At 66.3% G+C, this 22,621-nt stretch carries 20 protein-coding genes and 3 pseudogenes; 10 read left to right on the plus strand and 13 right to left on the minus strand.

Annotated features, from left to right (window positions below):
* The first annotated feature begins 64 nt into the window (after window positions 1–64).
* A complete protein-coding gene (locus VET27_RS23010) occupies window positions 65–1,465 on the plus strand; it encodes an FAD-dependent oxidoreductase (protein ID WP_526521915.1) in 1,401 nt (466 codons plus the stop codon).
* On the opposite strand, the gene VET27_RS23015 is transcribed toward VET27_RS23010, so the two are convergent.
* On the minus strand, window positions 1,423–2,517 hold the full coding sequence (locus tag VET27_RS23015; protein ID WP_526521916.1) for a helix-turn-helix transcriptional regulator: 1,095 nt from the start codon (window positions 2,515–2,517) through the stop codon (window positions 1,423–1,425). The genes VET27_RS23010 and VET27_RS23015 overlap by 43 nt on opposite strands.
* A 312-nt stretch (window positions 2,518–2,829) precedes the next feature.
* Entirely contained in the window at window positions 2,830–4,521 is a 1,692-nt protein-coding gene (locus tag VET27_RS23020; protein ID WP_526521917.1) for a DEAD/DEAH box helicase, read from the minus strand.
* A 207-nt stretch (window positions 4,522–4,728) separates the two neighbouring features.
* Here VET27_RS23020 and VET27_RS23025 point away from each other — a divergent pair, with 207 nt between their 5' ends.
* Entirely contained in the window at window positions 4,729–7,260 is a 2,532-nt protein-coding gene (locus tag VET27_RS23025) for an excinuclease ABC subunit UvrA (RefSeq protein ID WP_526521918.1), read from the plus strand.
* Here the strand turns inward: VET27_RS23025 and VET27_RS23030 are convergent.
* Together VET27_RS23030 and VET27_RS23035 are read right to left on the minus strand one after the other, a co-directional pair.
* Window positions 7,245–7,760, minus strand: coding sequence for a cupin domain-containing protein (locus tag VET27_RS23030; protein WP_526521919.1), 516 nt, complete (start codon window positions 7,758–7,760; stop codon window positions 7,245–7,247). The two genes, VET27_RS23025 and VET27_RS23030, sit on opposite strands and share 16 nt — an antisense overlap.
* Window positions 7,760–8,668 carry an SDR family oxidoreductase gene (locus tag VET27_RS23035; protein WP_526521920.1) on the minus strand — a complete coding sequence of 303 codons (909 nt, stop codon included), beginning with the start codon at window positions 8,666–8,668 and terminating at the stop codon, window positions 7,760–7,762. Before VET27_RS23035 ends, VET27_RS23030 begins: the two co-directional genes overlap by 1 nt.
* Before the next feature lie 88 nt (window positions 8,669–8,756).
* Between VET27_RS23035 and VET27_RS23040 the strand changes: the two are divergent.
* Window positions 8,757–9,316 (plus strand): annotated as a pseudogene (locus VET27_RS23040) (TetR/AcrR family transcriptional regulator).
* A gap of 204 nt (window positions 9,317–9,520) precedes the next feature.
* Window positions 9,521–11,146, plus strand: a complete 1,626-nt coding sequence (gene groL / locus VET27_RS23045) for a chaperonin GroEL (protein ID WP_526521921.1) — start codon at window positions 9,521–9,523, stop codon at window positions 11,144–11,146.
* A 151-nt stretch (window positions 11,147–11,297) separates the two neighbouring features.
* Here groL and VET27_RS23050 read toward each other — a convergent pair whose 3' ends face one another.
* Window positions 11,298–13,019 (minus strand): N-acyl-D-amino-acid deacylase family protein, encoded by a 1,722-nt coding sequence (locus VET27_RS23050; protein ID WP_526521934.1) that lies wholly within the window; start codon window positions 13,017–13,019, stop codon window positions 11,298–11,300.
* 48 nt (window positions 13,020–13,067) lie between these two features.
* On the opposite strand from VET27_RS23050, the gene VET27_RS23055 reads away from it, so the two are divergent.
* Window positions 13,068–13,448 carry a VOC family protein gene (locus VET27_RS23055; RefSeq protein WP_526521922.1) on the plus strand — a complete coding sequence of 127 codons (381 nt, stop codon included), beginning with the start codon at window positions 13,068–13,070 and terminating at the stop codon, window positions 13,446–13,448.
* A gap of 32 nt (window positions 13,449–13,480) precedes the next feature.
* On the opposite strand, the pseudogene VET27_RS23060 reads toward VET27_RS23055, so the two are convergent.
* The 4 genes and pseudogenes from VET27_RS23060 to fdxA all read right to left on the minus strand — a co-directional run.
* Window positions 13,481–13,786 (minus strand): annotated as a pseudogene (locus VET27_RS23060) (carbonic anhydrase); the annotation flags it as partial.
* Between the two features lie 292 nt (window positions 13,787–14,078).
* Window positions 14,079–14,432 carry a cupin domain-containing protein gene (locus VET27_RS23065; RefSeq protein ID WP_526521935.1) on the minus strand — a complete coding sequence of 118 codons (354 nt, stop codon included), beginning with the start codon at window positions 14,430–14,432 and terminating at the stop codon, window positions 14,079–14,081.
* A gap of 326 nt (window positions 14,433–14,758) precedes the next feature.
* Window positions 14,759–15,442, minus strand: a complete 684-nt coding sequence (locus VET27_RS23070; RefSeq protein ID WP_526521923.1) for a helix-turn-helix transcriptional regulator — start codon at window positions 15,440–15,442, stop codon at window positions 14,759–14,761.
* Window positions 15,442–15,787 (minus strand): annotated as a pseudogene (gene fdxA / locus VET27_RS23075) (ferredoxin). The gene VET27_RS23070 and the pseudogene fdxA overlap by 1 nt, the downstream one beginning before the upstream one ends.
* A gap of 48 nt (window positions 15,788–15,835) precedes the next feature.
* Here fdxA and VET27_RS23080 point away from each other — a divergent pair.
* From VET27_RS23080 to VET27_RS23095, 4 genes are all read left to right on the plus strand, one after another.
* The gene (locus VET27_RS23080; RefSeq protein WP_526521924.1) at window positions 15,836–16,120 is read left to right on the plus strand and encodes a DUF2249 domain-containing protein; all 285 of its coding nucleotides are present in this window, start codon (window positions 15,836–15,838) and stop codon (window positions 16,118–16,120) included.
* 44 nt (window positions 16,121–16,164) lie between these two features.
* Complete coding sequence (locus tag VET27_RS23085; RefSeq protein WP_526521925.1) at window positions 16,165–17,151, plus strand: NAD(P)H-dependent flavin oxidoreductase; 987 nt, start codon at window positions 16,165–16,167, stop codon at window positions 17,149–17,151.
* 123 nt (window positions 17,152–17,274) lie between these two features.
* Window positions 17,275–18,969, plus strand: a complete 1,695-nt coding sequence (ctaD, locus tag VET27_RS23090; protein ID WP_526521926.1) for an aa3-type cytochrome oxidase subunit I — start codon at window positions 17,275–17,277, stop codon at window positions 18,967–18,969.
* Between the two features lie 28 nt (window positions 18,970–18,997).
* A complete protein-coding gene (locus VET27_RS23095; RefSeq protein ID WP_526521927.1) occupies window positions 18,998–19,597 on the plus strand; it encodes a DUF2249 domain-containing protein in 600 nt (199 codons plus the stop codon).
* An 85-nt stretch (window positions 19,598–19,682) separates the two neighbouring features.
* On the opposite strand, the gene VET27_RS23100 is transcribed toward VET27_RS23095, so the two are convergent.
* From VET27_RS23100 to VET27_RS23115, 4 genes are read right to left on the minus strand one after another with little or no spacing between them, the layout of a single operon-like run.
* Complete coding sequence (locus VET27_RS23100; RefSeq protein WP_526521928.1) at window positions 19,683–20,081, minus strand: DUF488 domain-containing protein; 399 nt, start codon at window positions 20,079–20,081, stop codon at window positions 19,683–19,685.
* Complete coding sequence (locus VET27_RS23105; RefSeq protein ID WP_526521929.1) at window positions 20,078–20,551, minus strand: group III truncated hemoglobin; 474 nt, start codon at window positions 20,549–20,551, stop codon at window positions 20,078–20,080. Before VET27_RS23105 ends, VET27_RS23100 begins: the two co-directional genes overlap by 4 nt.
* The gene (locus VET27_RS23110; RefSeq protein ID WP_526521930.1) at window positions 20,548–20,985 is read right to left on the minus strand and encodes a hypothetical protein; all 438 of its coding nucleotides are present in this window, start codon (window positions 20,983–20,985) and stop codon (window positions 20,548–20,550) included. The genes VET27_RS23105 and VET27_RS23110 overlap by 4 nt, the downstream gene beginning before the upstream one ends.
* Complete coding sequence (locus VET27_RS23115) at window positions 20,982–21,749, minus strand: helix-turn-helix transcriptional regulator (RefSeq protein WP_526521931.1); 768 nt, start codon at window positions 21,747–21,749, stop codon at window positions 20,982–20,984. Before VET27_RS23115 ends, VET27_RS23110 begins: the two co-directional genes overlap by 4 nt.
* Window positions 21,750–22,024: 275 nt before the next feature.
* On the opposite strand from VET27_RS23115, the gene VET27_RS23120 reads away from it, so the two are divergent.
* Window positions 22,025–22,537, plus strand: coding sequence for a GTP pyrophosphokinase (locus tag VET27_RS23120; protein ID WP_526521932.1), 513 nt, complete (start codon window positions 22,025–22,027; stop codon window positions 22,535–22,537).
* Window positions 22,538–22,621 lie beyond the last annotated feature (84 nt).

The raw sequence follows: 22,621 nt of genomic DNA on the forward strand, positions 1-22,621 counted from the left end.
GGATGACGTGTGTTTCCCCTACGGCTGGTTGGTTTGAGGCAGGCCGACCGGGGGGTCGGCCCTGATGAAGGGCAACGCAATGGTCAGGATTGGCGAACATGCGGTAGTCCTGGGGGCGAGCATGGGTGGTCTGCTTGCCGCCCGGGTGCTCAGCGACTTCTACGACCGCGTCACCGTCGTCGAACGCGACGAACTCAACGACGAACCCGTTGCCCGACGCGGCGTGCCACAGAGTCGGCAACCCCACGTGCTGCTGGCGCGCTGCGGCGAAATCGTCGAGGAACTCTTCCCTGGTTTCCTCGAGGAGTTGGTAGCAGGTGGCGCCCACCGATGGAGCGACGGCGACCTGACGCGATTCCACGGCTTCTTCGGCGGCCATCTGATGAAGCAAACGGGTTGCATCCCAGACCCGTCCTCATTGATCAACTACTACGCGAGCAGGCCCTTCATCGAATGCCACACGCGCCGCCACGTCCGCGCTCTGCCCAACGTAACGATGCACGACCACCACGACCTCGTCGACGTGATTGCGGCGGGGGAGCGCGTGACGGGCGTAGTTCTTCATCGGCACGCCGATGGCGCCGTGCTGACCTTGGATGCGCAGTTGGTGGTCGATGCGACCGGCCGCGGCTCCCGCACGCCCGTCTTCCTGGAGCGGCTCGGCTACGGCAGGCCGGTCGAGGATGAACTCACTGTCCGCGTCGCCTACGCGAGCATGCCCGTACGGATACCCGAGGGCGCTCTGCGCGAGCACGCAATCTTCAGACTGTTCGAGCCCGGCCGCCCACGGGGTTTTGTCATGTTCCGATGTGAGGAGGACACCTGGTCGGTCGGCGCGGGCACCCTCGGGGGATTGGAACCGCCGACCAATCGCACCGATCTGCTCGACTTCGCGGAAGGCCTGATTCCGCCACACGCACTGACCGCGGCTCGCGCGGCGGAGCCTCTCGCGGACGTAAGCGTCCATCGATTCCCAGCCAACCGGTGGCGGCGTTACGACAAGATGAGCCGCACGCCCGACGGCTTCGTCGTGCTCGGCGACGCGGTGTGCAGCTTCAACCCAATCTATGGCCAGGGCATGACAATAGCCTCGATCGAAGCGCTGATCCTGCGCGATTGCCTCCGACGGGGAGACGTGGGTCTGCCACGGCGATTCCATCGGGCGACGGCGAAGAAGATTCGGGTGGCCTGGCAGACGGCCGTCGGCTCCGACTTGGCGCTACCGGAGGTGGCGGGACCACGGTCGCTGTCGATGCGCGTCACGAACGCCTTCGTCGACCGCGTGCTGACGGCGGCTGAAACGGATTCCTACGTCGCTCAGGAATTCATGCGCGTGACGGGGATGTTGGAGGCTCCGAGTCGAATGTTGCTGCCGTCCTTCGTACTTCACGTTGCGCGTTCGGGCCGCAGGAACCGTACGGGTCAGGGCGCGAGCGTCATGAGCAGTCTGACCAACTCCGCCTGACGGTGCGTGTGGGTCTTGCAGAACACGTGCTGAAGGTGCGTCTTCACCGTCGCTAGGGATAGGGACATCTCGTCCGAGATCGGTTTCAGGCCGTCGCCGCGCATCACCTTCAAGGCGACCTCGGCCTCCGCCCTCGTCAGCCCGTAGAGACGGTTCAGCAGATCGCGTTCTGGTTCGGCCTGGCGCTCCGGGTCGATCACGATCACGAGAGCCCGAGGGTCGCGGGCCTCCGGCGTGGCCGAGGTGAACGGAACGACGTGGATGACGTACGACCGCTCTCCATCGGTCCGCGGACACAGCATCGAGCTACCGCGGCGAGCGCCGGATTCATCGCCGAGAGCGTGCGCGATGTCGCGGTGCAACGTCGCGTCGGCCGACGGAATGTTGATGCCGAGGCAGCCCGACCGCACGAACGGTCCGTCGCCGACGGCCACGATGTCTTCGGCGACCCGGTTGAGGTAGAGCACCGCGGACGCCGGTCCGACGACGAACACGCCGTGGCGGATGTTGTCCACGGCCTCGGCGACGTCGGCAGCCTTGTGCACCAGGTCAATCAGGTGGTTCTGCGTGCTCAGCGCCTGTTGTAGATGCGGTACCAGCGCGCTGACCAACCGGACGTTCTCGGGCGTCGCGAAGGGGTCGTACTGCTTCGAGGTGGCGACGAGGAAGCACGTCGGCAGAGGCCCGTCGGTGAGGCGGACGAACAAGCCGTCGTCCATGTGGTGGGGCTGCATCCAGTCGCCGTTGAACTCCGACCGGGCGTTCAACTCGATGAGCGGCACGCCGCCTCGAATCAGCCCGACGGGCCCGTGTTCGACGGCGTCGAGCACGTAGTCGACGCGGCGATAGTGATCGCGGTAGGCCCGTTCCGCATCCGATGGGATACTGGCACTCTTGATGACCCGGTTCGTCCCGTCGCACATGATCATGCCCGCACTGGTCGATGCGAAGGTGGCGCGCGCTGCCTCCATCGCCTCGATCCAGTGCTGCGGAGTGATCGCGGCGGCGTGTATTGCGGAGACTATGCGGGAGAAGTCGCCCAGCGAGACCATCGCCAGCGCCTTCGTTGCCTCGGCGTCTTCATGCCAACCCCCGGGTTCGGTTATCTACGTCACCGTCAAAATAACGCCGTTCACTTGATTTGTCATGCGTAGCGCGGCTCGCAAGGGCACCGAGGACCTCAGGACGCGCGCCACCATCCGGATGCGGGTCGCGGGCCCCTCGACGTCCCTCCCGAGCTCGACGGAACCGAGGCAATGGTACAACCGGTGGGCGTCGACGTTCACCTCTAGCGCGTCGAGCCGCAACCGCCTGCCCGCCGACGCCCCGCCCCTGGTGGCTGCGATGCGAACCCCACGCCGAAACTACGCCCGCAGCGCGCGGACCGCTTCGATACGTGCAACGAGTTGATCCGAGTTGGCCGCCGCGACCACCGGCCCGCCGCAGATCCGGCGCAGCTCGTTGTGAATCCAGCCGTGCGGCTTGCCGGTGCGGTGATTGGCGAGCGTCACCAGTGCATTCAGTTCGCGTCGCAGATCGCGAAGCTGACCGTGTGTGGTGCCACGGACCGCGATCGTGCCGCCGGCGGCCGTCCGCTTGTCCAGCTGCTCTTCCTGCCTGCGCCGCAACAGATCTCGCATCTGGGTCGAGTCCAGAAGCCCCGGAATGCCGAGATAGTCGGCCTCCTCGTCGCTACCGGCGGGCGTGGCCGTGCCGAACGACGAGCCGTCGAAGATCACCTGATCCAATTCGGCGTCGGCCCCGAGCATCTCGAAGCCGTTGTCCATCTCGCTGGGCTCGGACTGCTGCTTCTCTTCGTATTCCTCGAACTCGTCGCCCTGGGATTCCCGATGCGGCTTGCCGAGCACGTGATTGCGCTGCGCCTCCATCTCGCTGGCCAGCTGCAGCAGGTTGGGCACCGACGGCAGGAAGATGCTCGCCGTTTCGCCGGGACGGCGCGAGCGCACGTACCGTCCGATCGCCTGCGCAAAGAACAAGGGCGTGGACGCGCTGGTGGCGTAGACGCCGACCGCCAGGCGCGGCACGTCGACGCCCTCGGACACCATGCGCACCGCGACCAGCCAGCGGCTGGTGCCCTGGGCGAACGCCGTGATGCGGTCCGACGACCCGGGATCGTCGGACAACACCACCGTCGGAGCCTCGCCGGTGATCGTCGTCAGCAATTTGGCGTACGCCCTGGCCCCGGTCTGGTCGGAGGCGATGATCATGCCGCCGGCGTCCGGCACGTGCTGGCGCTTCTGTTGCAGTCGCTTGTCGGCCGCGGCGATCACGGCGGGCATCCATTCGCCCGCCGGATTGAGCGCGGTGCGCCAGGCGCGGGCGGTCTGCTCGGCGTTGAGCGGTTCGCCGAGGCGGGCGGCGTGCTCCTCGCCCGCACTGTCGCGCCACCGCGACTCGCCGGAGTAGGCCAGGAACACGACGGGTCGCACCACCCCGTCGGCGAGTGCCTCGGCGTAGCCGTAGGTGTGGTCGGCCTGCGAACGCTGCAGACCGTCGGGCCCGCGCTCGTAGGTGATGAACGGAATGGCGCTGTCGTCACTGCGGAACGGCGTGCCGGTCAATGCCAGCCTGCGGGTCGCGTCGCCGAACGCCTCGCGGACGGCGTCGCCCCAACTCTTGGCGTCCCCGCCGTGGTGGATCTCGTCGAACACGACGAGCGTCTTGCGGTTCTCGGTGCGCACCCGGTGGCGCCCCGGGTGACTGGCCACCTGGGCGTAGGTGACGACGACACCGTGGTACTCGTCGGAGTTCTGCGCGTTGGAGTTGCTGAACTTGGGATCCAGCGAGATGCCCATGGCGGCGGCGGCCTGGGCCCACTGGATCTTGAGGTGCTCGGTGGGTACGACGATCGTGACGCGTTCGACCGTGCCGTCGGCCAGCAGCTCCCCGACGATGCGCAGCGCAAAGGTCGTCTTGCCCGAACCGGGGGTCGCGGCGGCCAGGAAATCGCGCGGCCGGGCGGCGAGATACTTCACCATGGCCCGACGTTGCCAGCCCCGCAACGCCTGGGTGCTGGGCGCTGCGTAACCCTGCACCCGAAGACTCCTATCTGGTCGAAGGGCAGTCTAGGGCAAGGGGTTACGGGTTCGCACTTCTGCTGGGCGTGTCACGGGATGACGCGGCCGAGTCGCTCCGACGGCGCGCGAAGAAACCAGCGTCCGATTGATTTGGTCACTTCGACGACCGGGCGTCGAGGTGCCATGATCGAGCAAACCTCGGCTTCCGACGCGCACAATGGCGGAATGTCACAGCCACCGGTGGACGTCATCGACCCGTTCGTCCGCGTCCTGGGCACCCGAGTGCACAACCTACGCGGTGTCGACGTCGCCGCTCCGCGCGACGCGCTCGTCGCGTTCACCGGGATCTCGGGTTCGGGCAAGTCGTCGTTGGCCTTCGGGACCATCTATGCCGAGGCGCAACGCCGCTACTTCGAATCCGTCGCGCCCTATGCCCGACGCTTGCTGTTACCCGCAGGCGCGCCCAAGGTCGACGACATCACCGGACTGCCCCCGGCCGTCGCGCTGCAACAGCGGCGGGGAACTGGTACCTCGCGGTCATCGGTCGGCACGGTGACGACACTGTCGAACCTGCTGCGGATGCTCTTCTCCCGGGCCGGGACGTTCCCGCCGGGCTTCACCGTGCGACTCGACTCCGACGCGTTCTCTCCGAACACCGCCGTCGGTGCCTGCCCCGAGTGTCACGGCCTCGGAAGGATCCACGGCGTGACCGAGGAGACGCTCGTCCCCGATCCGTCACTGACCATCCGCGAGGGTGCCGTCGCCGCGTGGCCGGGAGCGTGGCAGGGGCAGAACCTCCGCGACATTCTGATCACGCTCGACTACGACATCGACAAGCCGTGGCACAGGCTGTCGAAGAAACAACGCAACTGGATCCTGTTCACCGACGAGCAGCCGACCGTCGAGATCGATCCGAGCCGGTACCCCGTCACGGCCGACTACTACTACAAGGGCACCTTTGCCAGCGCCGAGCGCCACGTCCGGCACACGCTGGCGAACTCGCAGAGTGCGATGATGCGCCGACGGGTGCTGAAGTTCGTCGACAGCGTGGACTGCCCGGTCTGTCACGGCTCCGGGTTACGGCCCGAGGCGCTCGCCGTCACCTTCGCGGGCCGCAACATCGCCGAACTGGTGGCGCTGCCGCTCACCGAGCTGGCCGACGTCCTGCTGCCCGCCGCGGCGCGCACCGACTTCGAGACCGCCTACGAATCCACCGAGTCCGGCGAGCTGACCGAGGTCGCGACAATGATCGCCGCGGACCTGGTCGCCCGGATCCAGGTGCTCGTCGACCTCGGGCTCGGCTACCTGAGCCTCAACCGCCGCACCCCGACGGTGTCACCCGGCGAGCTGCAGCGCCTTCGACTGGCCACCCAGTTGCGCGCCGGGCTGTTCGGCGTCCTCTATGTGCTCGACGAACCGTCGGCGGGGCTGCATCCGGCCGACGCCGAACCACTGCTCGACGTGCTCGACCGGCTCCGGCGGGCGGGCAACTCGCTGTTCATCGTCGAGCACGACATGGACGTGGTGCGCCGTGCCGACTGGATCGTCGACGTGGGGCCGGGTGCGGGCGAACTCGGCGGCGAGGTGCTCTACAGCGGACCGGTGGCCGGCCTGGCCGACGTGTCCGCCTCCATCACCCGTGCCTATCTGTTCGACGACCGCGTGCCTGCTGCCCGTTCGCCGCGCACCCCGACGGGCGCCTTGGCTTTGCGCGGCATCTGCTTCCACAACCTGCGCGGTCTCGACGTGGACATTCCGCTAGGGGTCTACACCGCGGTCACCGGCGTCTCGGGGTCGGGCAAGTCGACACTGGTCTACAAGGTTCTCGGCGACGTGGTCACCCGCCACCTGGGCGGCGGGGCGATGGAAGCGGAGACCGATGGCGATGACGGTGACGCCGAGATCGTGGACCTCGATCACGACGCGAGCATCGGCGTGACGGCCGACGGCGTCGAGCGGATCAACCGATTGGTCGCCGTCGATCAGCGTCCGATCGGGCGCACCCCGCGCTCAACCCTGGCGACCTACACCGGGCTGTTCGATGCCGTCCGGCGGGTCTTTGCGGCAACGCCCGCGGCCCGCCGCCGACGCTGGACGGCCGGCCGGTTCTCCTTCAACGTGGCCGAGGGCCGCTGTCCGACCTGCCAGGGCGAGGGCTTCGTCTCCGTGGAACTGCTGTTCCTGCCCGGCACCTACGGCAGCTGCCCGACGTGCCACGGCGCCCGCTACGACGACGACACGCTCAACGTGCGCTACCGCGACCGCACCATCGCCGACGTGCTTGCGATGACCGTCGACGAGGCGTCGGTGTTCCTCGCCGACCTCGCGGGCGCGGCCCGGAGTCTGGTCACCCTCCAGGAGGTGGGGCTCGGGTACCTGCGTCTCGGTCAGCCCGCGACCGAGCTTTCCGGCGGCGAGGCGCAACGGATCAAGCTGGCCTCGGAGCTGCAGCGACCTCGCCGCGGGCACACCCTCTACGTGCTCGACGAGCCCACCACCGGCCTGCACCCCGCCGACGTCGACCTGCTGGACCGCCAGCTGCACCGCCTGGTCGATGCCGGAAACACCGTGGTGGTGGCCGAGCACGACATGCGTTTGGTGGCCGGCTCGGATTGGGTCATCGACCTAGGTCCGGGCGCGGGCGACGCAGGCGGCCGAGTCGTCGCGACGGGCGTACCCGCGGACGTGGCCCTCGTCGAGGAGAGCCGCACCGCGCCCTATCTGGCCGCGCGGTTGCCGGGCTATTCGACGAAGTAGTTGTCGTTGGCGATGAACCACCCGCGACGCTCGTCGTCGGTCAGGTCGCCGAGCTGGGCCAGCCCCTCGAAGTAATGCTCTCGGGGTGCTCCGGGAGCAAACAGCATGAGGATCGACGCAGCCTCGTCCGCCTCGTTGCGGAAGCCGTGTATCCCGCCGGGCGGCACGTAGAGGAAGTCACCCTGATTGCCGTCGATCCAGTCGCGGCCATCGTAGAGCTTCATCCGTCCCGACAGCACGAAGAACGCCTCCGACATGGCCCGGTGGAAGTGCGGCCCCGGTCCGCCGGCCTTCGGCGACAGGTCGACGCGGTAGAGGCCGTAGTCGCCGTTGGTCTTCTTCTGGTCCGCGAGGTAGTGGTATCGAACCAGGCCGAAGGAGGCGTAGTCCGCCGGTTGGTCTCCGCGTCGCAGCGACGCCGACACCTCCGGCTCGTCCTCGGTGTAGCGGGCTGGCGGATAGGGCGGCACGATCAGCGACACGACGTCAGTCTGCCGCATCAGCTGAGGTAGACCACCCCCGTCAGTTCCTCGGACACCACCCATAGCCGGTGCTGCAGTGCGACGTCGTGGGACTGGTCGCTGGACGGCACCAGCTTCGGGTAGCCGCGCAGATCGCCTGGTCCGTCCGGGCCGTAATACTCGGCACCCAGCACGCCGTGGTCGGTGGTCGCACGCAGGATGGTTAGGGCGCCCATCTCCGCCGACTGGAACAGCGGCCGCAGCGCGGGCATCGCGAACTGCAGTGCGCTGGGCAGGTGACGCACGAGCTCGGTGTCCGAGCCGCCGGGGTGGGCGGCCGCCGCGATCGTGGTGCCGTGTGGGGCCAGCCTGCGCTGAAGTTCGTAGGTGAACAGCAGGTTGGCGAGTTTGGACTGGCCGTACGCGGCGACTCGGTTGTAGCTGCGCTCCCAGTTCAGGTCGTCGAAGTGGATGGCGGCGTTGAGGCGGTGGCCGATGCTGCTGACCGTCACCACCCGCGACCCCGCGACCGGGAGCAAGCGGTCGATCAGCAGCCCGGTGAAGGCGAAGTGGCCGAGGTGGTTGGTGCCGAACTGCAATTCGAAGCCGTCGGTGGTGGTGCCCTTCGGAGGGTACAACAGTCCGGCGTTGTTGATCAGCAGGTCGATGCGGTCGTACTTCGAGCGCAGTTCGGCGGCGGCCGACCGCACCGACTCCAGTGAGCCGAGGTCAAGCTCCTGCAGGGTGACGTCCGCACTGGGCGTCGCGGCCGTGATTCGCGAAGCCGCCTCCTTGCCCTTGTCCAGGTTGCGGACGGCGAGCACGACGTGGGCGCCGTGCGCGGCGAGGGCGGCTGCGGTCTCGAAGCCGAGGCCGGTATTGGCGCCGGTGACGATGGCCGTGTGGCCGCTCTCGTCGGGGATGTTGGTGGTCGTCCACTTGGTCATGGAAACTCCATCGTTAGAATAAACGGGGCGAGTGCTCCGTTTGATTCAACATACGGAACGAACGCCCCGTTTAGCTAGGAGGTGTGACGTGGCTCAACCCGAGCGGGCCTTGCGGGCCGATGCGGTGCGCAATCGCGCCCGCCTCCTGGCCGTCGCCTACGAGACGATGGCGGTCGAGGGGCTGTCCAGCCGATCGACGAGATCGCACGTCGGGCCGGTGTCGGAGCGGGCACGGTGTATCGCCACTTCCCGACCAAGGAGGCGTTGTTCGGCGCGGTGATCCAGGAGCGACTGCAGCAAGTGGTGACCTCGGGCCGCGCCCTCCTGGATTCCGCCGAGCCAGGCGAAGCGCTTCACTCCTTCATCAAGGCGATGGTGATCCAGGGTGCCGCCGACGTCAGCCTCGCCCAGGCGATGGCCGGCTACGGCATCGATGTCAACGTCGTCGCCCCAAAGGCGGAGGCGGAGTTCCTCGGCCTCGTCGGCGACCTGTTGGCGGCCGCTCAACGGGCCGGCACGGCACGACCGGACGTCACCGTCCCCGAGGCGAAGGCACTGATCGTCGGCGCGCAGGCGATGCAGGGCTACAACCCCGGCGTGGCCGAACGGGTCACCGACATCGTTCTGGACGGTCTACGTCCCCGCTAGCAGCGGCGTCGGGACTGGTTGCGGCTCTGACGCCTCCTTGCACTCGCCATGGCCGAGTGCTAAGAATGACGTTGGCACTCGCGATCGGTGAGTGCTAGGTCGGGACGGTGAGACCACAGTCCGTACACAACTGCGGTCGTCCGTCGCGGGCACTGCGCCCGGCCCAAGAACGTGTCACCCCGTAATCGGAGGAATCACTTCGCAATGTCCAAGATAATTGCGTACGACGAAGAGGCCCGTCGCGGCCTCGAGCGGGGCCTCAACGCCCTCGCTGACGCCGTAAGGGTGACGTTGGGCCCCAAGGGTCGCAACGTCGTTCTGGAGAAGAAGTGGGGCGCCCCCACGATCACCAACGATGGTGTTTCCATCGCCAAGGAGATCGAGCTGGAGGACCCGTACGAGAAGATCGGCGCAGAGCTGGTCAAGGAAGTTGCCAAGAAGACGGATGACGTGGCTGGCGACGGCACCACCACTGCCACCGTGCTGGCTCAGGCACTGGTTCGCGAAGGCCTGCGCAACGTTGCGGCCGGCGCCAACCCGCTCGCTCTGAAGCGCGGCATCGAGAAGGCCGTCGAGAAGATCACCGAGACCCTGCTGGCTTCGGCCAAGGCGATCGAGACCAAGGAGCAGATCGCTGCCACCGCAGGCATCTCCGCAGGCGACCAGTCCATCGGTGATCTGATCGCCGAGGCCATGGACAAGGTCGGCAACGAGGGCGTCATCACCGTCGAGGAGTCCAACACCTTCGGCCTGCAGCTCGAGCTCACCGAGGGTATGCGCTTCGACAAGGGCTACATCTCGGGCTACTTCGTCACCGACGCCGAGCGTCAGGAAGCCGTCCTCGAGGAGCCCTACATCCTCCTGGTCAGCTCCAAGGTGTCGACCGTCAAGGATCTGCTGCCCCTGCTGGAGAAGATCATCCAGTCCGGCAAGCCGCTGCTGATCATCGCCGAGGACGTCGAGGGCGAAGCCCTTTCCACCCTGGTGGTCAACAAGATCCGTGGCACCTTCAAGTCCGTCGCCGTCAAGGCGCCTGGCTTCGGTGACCGCCGCAAGGCCATGCTGCAGGACATCGCCATCCTCACCGGTGGTCAGGTCATCAGCGAAGAGGTCGGACTGTCCCTCGAGACCGCCGACGTCGCGCTGCTCGGCAAGGCCGACAAGGTCGTCATCACCAAGGACGAGACCACCCTCGTCGGTGGCGCAGGCGATGCCGACGCCATCGCGGGCCGGGTCGCGCAGATCCGTGCCGAGATCGAGAACAGCGACTCCGACTACGACCGCGAGAAGCTGCAGGAGCGCCTGGCCAAGTTGGCCGGCGGTGTTGCGGTAATCAAGGCCGGAGCTGCCACCGAGGTGGAGCTCAAGGAGCGCAAGCACCGCATCGAGGATGCCGTCCGCAACGCCAAGGCGGCCGTCGAAGAGGGCATCGTCGCCGGTGGCGGCGTGGCGCTGCTGCAGGCGGCCCCGTCGCTGGACGAGCTGAAGCTCGAGGGTGACGAGGCCACCGGTGCCAACATCGTCCGCGTGGCGCTGTCGGCTCCGCTCAAGCAGATCGCCTTCAACGGTGGCCTGGAGCCGGGCGTCGTCGCCGAGAAGGTGACGAACCTGCCCCCGGGTCACGGTCTCAACGCCGCGACCAACGTGTACGAGGACCTGCTCAAGGCCGGCGTCGCCGACCCGGTCAAGGTCACGCGTTCGGCGCTGCAGAACGCAGCCTCGATCGCGGCGCTGTTCCTCACCACCGAGGCCGTCGTCGCCGACAAGCCGGAGAAGGCGTCCGCACCCGCGGGCGACCCGACCGGTGGCATGGGCGGCATGGACTTCTAAGTCCCAGTACGAAGGAGGCCCGGTCCCGTCAAGGGGCCGGGCCTTTTCGTTGCGCGCGCGGCCGCGTTGCTCGAGCCGCCGCGAGTGGCCAGTTATGCCTCGGCTTTCGCGATTTCGCGCGACATAAGTGGCCACTCGCCGCAGCGCTGAATCAGGCGGGTGCCGGTTGACGGCCGCGGATCAGCTTGCCGGGTCGCGCGGACGTCGGGACGCCATGTTCGGCGATCACCTCTCCGGAGACCACCGTCGCGACGTAGCCGTCCGCGGTCTGATCCAGCCGACGGCCACCTGCGGGCAGATCGCGTGCGATGACAGGCTTGTGCAGCGTCAGCGCCGTGTGGTCGATGACGTTGAGATCCGCCTTGTAGCCGACCGCGATGCGGCCACGGTCTGACAGGCCTGCGACCCGGGCAGGCGCGGACGTCAATTCGCGGACCGCCTCGGCCACCGACAGTCGGCCCGATGTCCGGTCGCGCGCCCAGTGCGCCAGCATGTACGTGGGAAAGCTTGCGTCGCAGATCATTCCGTAATGCGCGCCACCGTCGCCGAGGCCGAGTACGACGTCGTCGCGGCGCATCAGTTCGGCCACCGTATCCAGTGAGCCGTCCCGGAAGTTGGCAAGGGTGATGAGCAGCATGGCGTGCCCGTCGTCGTCCAGCACCCGGTCATATGCCTCCTCGAGTGGGCTGACGCCCTGTGCCCGCGCCCGCGACGCGATGCTCTCCGAGCGGGCGGGCTCGTAGTTGGGCGGGTCGCCGAGCGGGAACATCCACTCCCAGGCCTGGGCGGCGAACATCAGCGGATGACCGTCGGCCGCTGGCTTGTCGGCCAGGATGCGTTCGCGCACTTCAGGTTTGCGCATCTCAGCGACGCGTTCGGCGAGGGGCAGGTGGGCCAGCTCGCGGTAGCTCGGGTAGAGGATGAACGGGTTGCCACTGAGTTCGAGGCCGATGACCAGCCCGATCGGCCGCGGGAAGATCTGGGCCGTGACGTCGCCGCCCGCCGCGTTGGCCTTCTCGACGAGGTTGAGGCCGTCGACGAAGAACGGGTCGCCCGCGTTGCCGATCGCCAGGGTGAACGTGACCGGCAGACCGACGTCCTCTGCGACGTCGAACACCGTCTTCAACGCCGGCCCGTAGTCACCCGCGACGAGGTCGGGAACGAACTGAATGAGACCGCCGCCGGCATCCTTGACGCCTCGTGCGATGGCCTCCAGTTCCGCGTGACCCGCGTTGAAACTCGGTATTGGCTGGCCACTTTCACTCTTGTGCAGGGTCAACCGAGACGACGCGAAGCCGAGTGCGCCGACCTCGACGGCCTCGGCGGCGAGCTTGCGCATCTGGGACAGGTCCTCGGCGGTGGCGGGTTCGCGGTCGACGCCGCGTTGCCCCATCACGTACACCCGCAGCGGGGAGTGCGGCAGAAACGCCGCGACGTCGATGTCGCGTTGCCTGCCGTCCAGCGCATCGAGGAATTCCGGGAACGTCTCCCACGTCCATGGGAGGCCGTCGACCATGACGACACCGGGGATGTCCTCGACCCCGGCCATCAGGTCGACGAGCGTCTCGTGGTCCTCGGCCCGGCACGGTGCGAAGCCGACGCCGCAGTTGCCCATCACTGCAGTCGTGACGCCGTGCGCCGAGGACGGCGTCATGCGGTCGGACCAGATTGCCTGGCCGTCGTAGTGGGTGTGGAGGTCGACGAAGCCCGGGGTGACCAGCAACCCGGTCGCGTCGATCTCGCGGCTCGCCTCGCCGTTGACCGCGCCGATCGCGGCGATCACCCCGTCGGACACCGCGACGTCTCCGATGAACGGCTCGCCACCCAGGCCGTCGACGATCGTGCCGTTGCGAATGATGAGGTCGTAGGCCATGTAGTCGAATGTACGACCGCGTGCTGCGTGCATGCCAGGATTGAGCACGTGATCGATCACTTTGGAATCGTCTGCGGAGACTACGAGAAGTCCAAGGAGTTCTACGACGGGGTGCTCGCGGTTTTGGGCTACACGCGACAGATGGACGTCGGCCCCGCAATCGGCTTCGGGCGGGACGGCAAGCCCGACTTCTGGCTCGAGGACGGCGCCGGCCGATCGCCGGGTGCCGCGATCCACTTCGCGTTCCAGGCCACCGGCACCGACGACGTGCAGGCCTTCTACGACGCTGCGCTGAAGCTCGGGGCGGAGTCGCTGCACGCACCGCGGATCTGGCCCGAGTACCACCCCGGATACTTCGGCGCATTCGTCCGCGACCCCGACGGCAACAACGTCGAAGCCGTCTTTCACGGCGCGGCGCCTCAAGGCTAGCGGTTCGGTCGGCACGCACCTCGGTGTCGCAGGTCATCGACTGCTGACAGCGTCGCTTTGACCGCACCACAGCGGTCATGTCCGAGTACGACGACGAGCGGCACACTCAGCACCGGCATCGCGTATTCGACGGAACCCAGCACCGCGGAGTCGAGGACATGCCCGGCAGCGGGTACGACGATCATGTCGCCGAGTCCTTGATCGAAGATGATTTCCGCAGCGACCCGACTGTCGGAGCGGTCAATGCTCTGGCTCGGGTGTTCGGCCCGGCCGGCGACGAAACTGTCATTTCCGGTCTTGAGTGCCGTCCATGCACTCGACGGGCCGATCTTGGGCATGGCCTTTGAACCTCCAGATCGGTGGCATTCTTCGGGGTGCGATGGATGACGTGATCGTCGTGGCGTCACTCCCTTGCGGACGTCTCACTACTGTTCCGTTCGCCCACGAATCGCAACAGCTCGCTGTCCGATGAAGTCAATCGATCTACCTGCTCCCCGCCATCACATGTATAGAGGCCGACGGTCATGCAGTCGCCCCGTCGTGCGGTCACGCGCCAGACCGCGCCGGAGTCCTGCCAGCGCTGCAGCCGAGCAACCGGATCGCCGTCTTCGGGCATAGCTCGTGCGACGCTCACGGGTTTCTTTCCTCAGGCCGAACGGATTTGACGACGGTGAGCATGACGACGGAGTCGTCGACGGCTTCGAGGCCGTGGCGACATGGCGGGATGACGACGTGGTCACCGGCGGCAGCGTCACAGTGAGCGTCGACGCTCGTGAGCCGGACATGCCCGTGCAGTACCTGCAGGGTGGCGTCGCCGGGGCTCTCGTGATCGGCGAGGGCGGTTCCGGCAGTCAGGGCGATGATTGTTTGTCGCAGGGAATGCTGGTGTCCGCCGTAGACGGTGTGCGCGCTGCGGCCGCTACCGGAGTCGCGGGCGGCCGTAAGCTGCTCTTCCACGAGAGTGCTTAGTGAGGTCTTCGTCATGTCTGCGCCTTGCCTGGTGATCCGGGTCGGGCATGTCTCCGTCGCTGTTTCGGCCAACCGATGTCGCATGTCGTCGAGGTAGTCGCCGTAGGCGGCGATGACATCGTCGAGATCTAGTTGCTCGGGTAGATCGTCGGGGTCCTGCCGCGCGGTGAGGTAGGTCATGGTTGCTGCGATCACGCGAGTTTCGTCCGCGCCGCGACCCGCGACGTGCGCGACTACCTCGGGGGTGGCCCGCATCCGGATGGTGACGACGTCCTCTCCGAGCGGTATCCGTACCAGGTAATCGTGATCGCCGAGGGGTTCGATGGTCAGCGGCTCGACGGTCATCGCCGCACCGCCACCGGGGCGGACGCCAGGTGAGCCACACACAGGTCCGGCTCGACGAAGGGGTCGAGGTGATCGACGGTCACCGGTCCTTGCATCGCGGTCAGCGCGCCTTGCATGAGGCCCAGATGTAGCGCACAGATCAAGGTGCCGTGTGTCTCGACCAGCTCGTGAAAGGGGCAGTGCCGCAAACGGATTTCCTTTACTCGCCCGCTAGGAGGGGGCTCTGGCTTGAAGCCGAGGTCAGCGAGAACGTCGACGAGCTCGACGACGGATTGCGATTTCGACACCCTGCGGCGCGGGAGATGGTCGACCAGTGCGGGCCCCCAGCGGCGGCCCATTTCTGTGGCGGCATCGTCGGGATCGTCGGTAGTGGTGGCGAAGTAGTCGGTGAGGATGTGGGCGAGCAGCCGATAGTTCGTCGGTCCGGCGGGGTCCATCCGTCGGACGGCCTGGAAGACGATCGGGGGCCGCCCTGGGCCGTCGGACGCACCGACGAGCTGCTCCACTCGTCCGGTGCGCACCAGCGTGTCGAGATGGAAGCGAATCGTGTTGGGGTGTACCGCTATCTCGTCCGCCAAGCTGGTGATGCTGCGCGGCTCGGTCGACATGCGCAGTATCTGCAAGACGAGCTCGCGCCGTCCCGATCCTGGCGCGGTCGTCGGTAGGCGGTCGTCAGGCATCAGACGTCCCGCGGGGGCAGCGCAGCAACCATCGTGGTGTCGGAGGCTAGGGCACCGACTTTGGCTGCCCCGCCGGGAGATCCGAGCGGTTGGGCCTGCCCGGGCAAGGTGTCGGTGAAGAATTTGACGTTCTCCGCTGTGTAGGGCTCGAGGGCAACTGGCAGGTCGTCCTCGTAATAGATCGCCTCCACCCGGGCACACCGGCTCGCAGGCACCGCAGTCCACGCATTCGTCCGGATGGATGTACAGCATGCGTCCGCCTTCGTAGATGCAATCCACCGGGCACTCGTCCACGCAGGCGCGGTCCTTGATGTCTACACACGGCTCTCCGATCACGTACGTCATGATCGCCGACGTTACTCTAATTATTACTAGTAGGAATAGGATAAACCGATGAGCCTTCCCGATCCCCAGATGGACGTCGATACCAACGGCGAATTGGACGTGCGGCGTTTTCCCAAAGCGCAGCGCGACCAGATGATCTTCGGACGCTTCGACGAGCTCGCCCCAGGGGATTCCTTCGTGCTGGTGATCTGCCACGATCCGCTTGACCTGCGCCAGCAGTTCGCGCGGATGCGTCCCGGTGCCTACGACTGGCGGTATCTGGAAGGCAGCCAGTCCGAGCGGCTCTGGCGGATCCGAATCATCAAGATCACCGATTCGGCCCGGCGGCTCTGAGATCCGTTGTATCGGAACAGAAATACTTCCGTGAGGACCTTGTGATGCCCCTGTTCACCGAGTGGTCGCGCGCGATGGGGCTGGATGCCCCAATCGTCAACGCGCCGATGGGTGGCGTGGCAGGCGGCGCCCTTGCTGCCGCGGTTTCTCGTGCCGGTGGACTGGGCATGATCGGTGTCGGGAGCGCCGGTTCCATAGTACAACTCCACGCCCACCTTCACGACGTGGGCGGGCTTGGCCGACCGTTCGGCATCGGACTGCTTGGCTGGGCCATAGCTGCAGAGCCGCAACTTCTTTCGTCGGCACTGGCTGCGCAACCCACGCTGCTTTCGGTCAGTTTCGGCGACGACTGGGCGTGGGTTCGCCACGCCCAGGACGAGGGCATCGTGGCGGCGACGCAGGTCGGCGACCTCCGCAGTGCTCTGCGCGCTGTCGAGGCGGGAGTCGACGTGGTGATCGCGCGGGGTTGCGAGGGGGGTGGGCATGGCGAGCCGCGTGTTGGCACCCTGCCGCTGCTGACCGCGGTGCTGGACGAGGTGTCGGTACCGGTGCTGGCTGCCGGTGGGATCTCGTCGGGACGCGGCCTGGCCGCCATCTTGGCAGCCGGGGCATCCGGAGCCTGGCTGGGCACCGCGTTCTCGGCGTGCACCGAGAGCATGCTCCCCGATGCGACGCGCCAAGCGCTGCTGGCGGCCGAGGACACCGACACCGTGATTAGCCGAGTCTTCGACGTAGCGTTGGGATACCCCTGGCCTGCGCACCAACCCGAGCGCGTGCTGCGCAACGGGTTCACCGACCGTTGGGATGGTGGGGAAGTGAGGCTCGCGGCCGATGTTGCGGCGCACGAAGCGCTCGCTGCGGCGATAGCCGCAAACGATCATCGTCTCGCGCCGGTCAACGCCGGACAGGGTGTCGCCGCGCTGAACGCCGTCCGCCCAGTGGGTGAGCTTATCGATCAGATGTGCGCCGACGCGTCAGGCCTGCTCAGTCGGTGGGCAACGCCGGGTAACGTCTGGACTCCTTATATTTAGAGGGTTATAGTCCTCTAAAAGAAAGGTGGGCGGAGAGATGCACGTGGCGGATGCGGCCTCACGGGTCGAGACATCCGGCGGCATTACACCCGTCGGACACCGTCACCTATCGAAGCTCCAGCCGTGAGCACCGTCGCCGAACTGCTTGTTACCCGGCCTTTCCCGCAGCGTCGTGGGCTGAAGGGATCGTTCCTGTACCGAGTGGTGACCACCACTGACCCCAAGCTGCTGGGCATGATGTACATGGTCACGTCGATCGGCTTCTTCATGGTCGGGGGACTGATGGCGCTGCTGATGCGCAGCGAGCTTGCCGCCCCGGGTTTACAGTTCGTCTCCAACGAGCAGTACAACCAGCTGTTCACCATGCACGGCACCATCATGCTGCTGCTGTATGCGACCCCGATCGTGTTCGGCTTCGCGAATTGCATTCTGCCGCTTCAGATCGGCGCGCCCGACGTAGCGTTCCCCCGGCTAAATGCGCTCAGTTACTGGCTCTACCTGTTCGGCGCTCTGGTGACGGTTTCCGGTTTCCTCACTCCCGGCGGCGCGGCCGACTTCGGCTGGACCGCTTACACGCCGCTTTCCGACGCCATTCACAGTCCCGGCGCCGGTGCCGATCTGTGGATCATGGGCCTGGCGATCGCCGGCCTCGGCACCATCCTGGGTGCGGTCAACATGATCACCACCGTGGTGTGCATGCGCGCTCCGGGCATGACGATGTTCAGGATGCCGATCTTCACCTGGAACATCCTCGTCACCAGCATCATGGTGTTGGGCGCGTTCCCGTTACTGACCGCCGCGCTGCTCGGTCTGGCGGCGGACCGCCACCTCGGCGCTCACATTTATGACCCGGGCAACGGCGGAGTGATCCTGTGGCAGCACCTGTTCTGGTTCTTCGGCCACCCCGAGGTCTACATCGTCGCGATCCCGTTCTTCGGCATCATCACTGAAATCATCCCGGTATTCAGCCGCAAGCCGGTCTTTGGCTACAACGCCATGGTCTATGCGACCGTGAGCATCGCGGCGTTATCTACCGCGGTGTGGGCGCATCACATGTTCGCCACCGGCGCGGTGTTGCTGCCGTTCTTCAGCTTCATGTCCTATCTGATCGCCATTCCGACCGGCATGAAGTTCTTCAACTGGATTGGCACCATGTGGCGCGGCCAGCTGACCTTCGAAACCCCGATGCTGTTCTCGGTCGGCTTCATGGTCACCTTCCTGCTCGGGGGCCTGTCCGGGGTGATGCTGGCCAGCCCGCCGATCGACTTCCATGTCACCGACACCTATTTCCTGGTCGCGCACTTCCACTACGTCCTGTTCGGCACCATCGCGTTCGCCACCTACGCGGGCATCTACTTCTGGTTCCCGAAGATGACCGGCCGACTACTCGACGAGCGGCTGGGCAAGCTGCACTTCTGGCTGACGTTCATCGGCTTCCACACCACGTTCCTCGTTCAGCACTGGCTGGGTAATGAGGGCATGCCGCGCCGCTACGCCGACTACCTTCCCGCCGATGGATTCACCACGCTGAACGTCGTTTCGACGATCGGGGCGTTCATCCTGGCCCTGTCGATGCTGCCGTTCGTGTGGAACGTCTTCAAGAGCTACCGCTACGGCGAAGTCGTCACGGTGGACGATCCCTGGGGTTACGGCAACTCCCTGGAATGGGCCACCACGTGCCCGCCGCCGCGGCACGACTTCACCGAGTTGCCCCGGATCCGGTCCGAGCGGCCCGCCTTCGAACTGCACTACCCGCACATGGCAGAGCGAATGCGCGCCGAAGCCCACATCGGGGCCGGTCGAGGCGAGCAGCGATGACGCGACCCAGAATCCCAGGAGGTCTCTGATGACCGAGCACCTGCTCGACGTACGCCCACTGCGCAAGCCCGACAAGCACCCAGCCATCTTCGCTGAATATCAAGATCTGCGCGTCGGAGGTTCCTTCGTGCTGGTCAACAATCACGACCCCAAGCATTTGCGAGACGAATTCGACACCGACCATCCGGGCAGCTACGGCTGGGAATACCTCCAAACGGGTCCCGAGCAGTGGCGAATCCGGATCAGCAAAATCACCAGCACACCGCTACCCCGCGTTCTGGTGAACACCGTCGACCTCGTGGAGCACGCCGAATCCGACGCGACGGGTGCGGTGTGGAAACTGCAGATGCGTGAACGTGATTTGGACTCCAACATCGTCGCGCTGCCACCTGAGGGAGTGATCGGGGCCCACACCGGTCCGGACCTGGACGTGCTCATCCACGTCCTGGCTGGTAGCGGATGCTTGACCACGGAGCGCGGTGAGGTCGACCTGCGCACCGGCGCAGTGGTGTGGCTTCCCCGGCGGTCGCGCCGCCAGTTCGCCGCTGGACCGGACGGACTGCGGTACTTCACCGTGCATCAACGTCGCGAATCGCTCGTTCTGCATGTTGCGCCTCGCGTCGGCTGACCCCCAGCCGGCCAACGCACCATGGCAACACCCGGGAACGGTCGCTGCATGCCTCCAAAGCGCTTGATGATCAACGGCATCGAGGCTAATGCCCCGATGTTCGCTCACGCCCATTGGCTCTCGGCGCTGCCAAGATGTCGGCGAGCACCGCAGCCTCGCTGAGGTCGACCGCGCGGGTGGCGGTGAGCAATGTCAACGTCTGTTCTTGCGCCAGTTCACGCAGATGCTTCAGCGCGGCGGCGCGGCCGGGTTCAGCCAATTCGTCGCGGTAGCGGCGGGTGAACGCGTCGAAGAGGTCAGGGTCGTGGTGATACCACTTGCGAAGCTCGGTGGACGGGGCGACCTGCTTGCACCATTCGTCGAGCTTTGCCCGTGCTTTGCTGACGCCGCGCGGCCAGATCCGATCCACCAGTACTCGGATGCCATCGTCGGGTGTCGGGTCGTCATAGATCCGGCGGGCCCGAACCTGCCTTTTGCTACTCATCGCAGCGTCACCACCGCCCGTTGATGGTGTGCTGGCAGGTCTCGGCTCACCAAGCCATCGAGTTCACTCGAGTCCGTGGCCGTCAGGCGCTGATGCATCGCCCGGGCGATTCTCGTCGCCTGGACCTTTGCATGGTCAGCGACGGGACCGTCGAACATCTGGTCGATGGTGTCGTTCCACAGGCGGAGCCAGCGCAGGAAGTCGTTGGCGCACAACTGATGGCGGTCATGCACGAGCCGATGGACACGTAGGGCGCTGCCCCGATAGAGGCCGGCGCGGAACAGCACCGTCTCCCAGAAGTCGCACATCACCGGAAGATGCGAGTCGAGTCCGCGTTCGCGGATATCGGCGAATGGCCCGGCTAGGACGTCGTCGACGAGTACTCGGCCGTAGAACCGTCGCAGCAATGACTCCACATCGGCGCGGGTGGCCAGATCTGTTCGCGCCTCTTGCGCTGTTACGAGGTTCACCCGATCACCCCGGCGGTGAAGATGGCGGCCAGTGCCACTAACGCGCCAACCTTGACGAGTTCCAGGGCTACGTAGACCCAGTGCGCCTGCGAATGCGGCACGGTCTCCCCGGCGAGAACGCGGTCGGAGCGCCTACTGAGCGGTGGCCGAACGACGAACACCTGGATCAGCAGCACGATGGTGGCCGACGCCAACGGGATCAGCCCGGCCACGCCTGGCCGGGCGGACATGCACGAGACCCAAAGTGCCAGGGCAAGAACGATTTCGACACCGTTGAGCGCCTTGAAAACGAGCCGCCCGATGCCCAAACCGATCGGCAGCGTCACCCCCGGTGCCCGAAACTTGATCGGCGCCTCCAGGAACGAAATCGCCACCACCATGCCCAGCCAGAACGCGGGCAGGAGCAGTTGGGCGTAGCGGGCGATCGTGGTCACCCGAGAACCAGCCTGGCCATGCACAGCTCGGGTTCGACGAGGGGTTCGAGCTGAGCCGACATCGCCGGACCGGTGTTTTGCTCACCGGCGACCTCATCCAGCAGGCCCTGCAGCAGTCCCCGGTGCACTTCACATACCACCTCGGGATGGGATTGGGCCAGCTCCCTCACCGGACAGGAGTGCAGCCGAATGACTTTCTCCCGCATAGGCTTTGACTTGATCTTGGCCGACGACTTTGGCGCATTCTCTGCCGCGGGCTCCAGTTCGGGGGCAAACCCCATCCAGGTGAACGCCACGGTGGCGTGCACGGCAGCCCGATCGAGAGGATCGTGGCCATCCGCCTCGGGCGGACTCTCGAGACGGTCGTCGGCCCACGGCTGGGCGCCGGTCATCCTGGCGGCCCACTTCTTCCCGGCTTGCTGCGCGCGCCGAGCCCGCGTCTGCACATTCTCACCCAGTTCCATCGCCAAGACCTCAGCCAGAGCCTGGTAGTCCACGCGTTGCTCGACGGGCAGGTAGCCCGTACGGGGCCGCCCGGCACCCGGTCGTTTCAGGCGCGTGCGCACGACCACCCCGTCGTCGCACAGGGCGTCGAGGTGAAAACGCACCGTCGTCACGTGCAGCCCCATTTGCTCGGCGAGTTCGACGGCATCGACGGCACCGTCGTGCTCGCGCACCATCGCGCGTACTCGTTCGCGTTGCCGGTTGCGCGGCAGCCGATCTCGTCGTGACCGCCCGCCGTGGGGGCCTGTCTCCTCGCTCACCTCAGCATCTTCCTTCCCGCCTATTTACCGGATACACTTCCTCTATATTAACAGCCTCTCGACGAAGAGAGGTACGCATGACTGTCGAGGACGTCCGCCACTGGGCACCGGGCTACCGGCCGCGGCGACCTTCGGGCGCTCGGAGGCGGAGGACCGCCCGCTTCCTGCTGCCCTACCAGTTCGCGATCTCGTCGCTGACCGCGCGGCTCAGCATCCTCAAGCAGGAGTTCGCCCGTCTCGACCGCCACTGTCCGGTCGGGCACATCTCGTCGCGGGTGAAGATCCTCGACCGCATCGTGGCCAAGGCGACACGCCTGCGCTGCCCGCTGACCGCCGAACACATCCGCCACACCATCCGCGATGTCGCGGGCGTGCGGGTCACGTCTGCCGTCATCTCGGATGCGTACCGGGTCGCAAACCTGCTCAGCTGGCCATCCGACGTCGCGGTGATCGGCGTCGAAGACTACATCGCCAATCCAAAACGCAACGGCTACAGAAGCTTACATATCACCGTCGAAGTTCCCATTTTTCATGGCGATTCCATCGAACGGGTGCCCGTCGAGCTTCAGATCAGGACGATCGCCATGGATGCCTGGGCCAGTGTCGAGCACGAGATCTTCTACAGAAATCACCGAACGACACCGCTCCGACTGGTCGACGAAATGACCGCAGCAGCAGATGCCGCGCACCGACTCGATGCGACGTGGGCCGCATCGGCCGGGTTCTCTACGACGAAAATATCTGGGTGCCAACACAGTTGCCGATCGCGTTCGGGGGGCAATCGGTGATACTCGAGGGTTCCCGCGACAGGTCGATCAATACCCTGTCAGTGATCGGCGAGGACTTCGGCAAGTTGGTCCTGCTGGTGGTTC

This window comes from Mycobacterium sp. (assembly GCF_035633495.1).
Lineage (GTDB): Bacteria > Actinomycetota > Actinomycetes > Mycobacteriales > Mycobacteriaceae > Mycobacterium.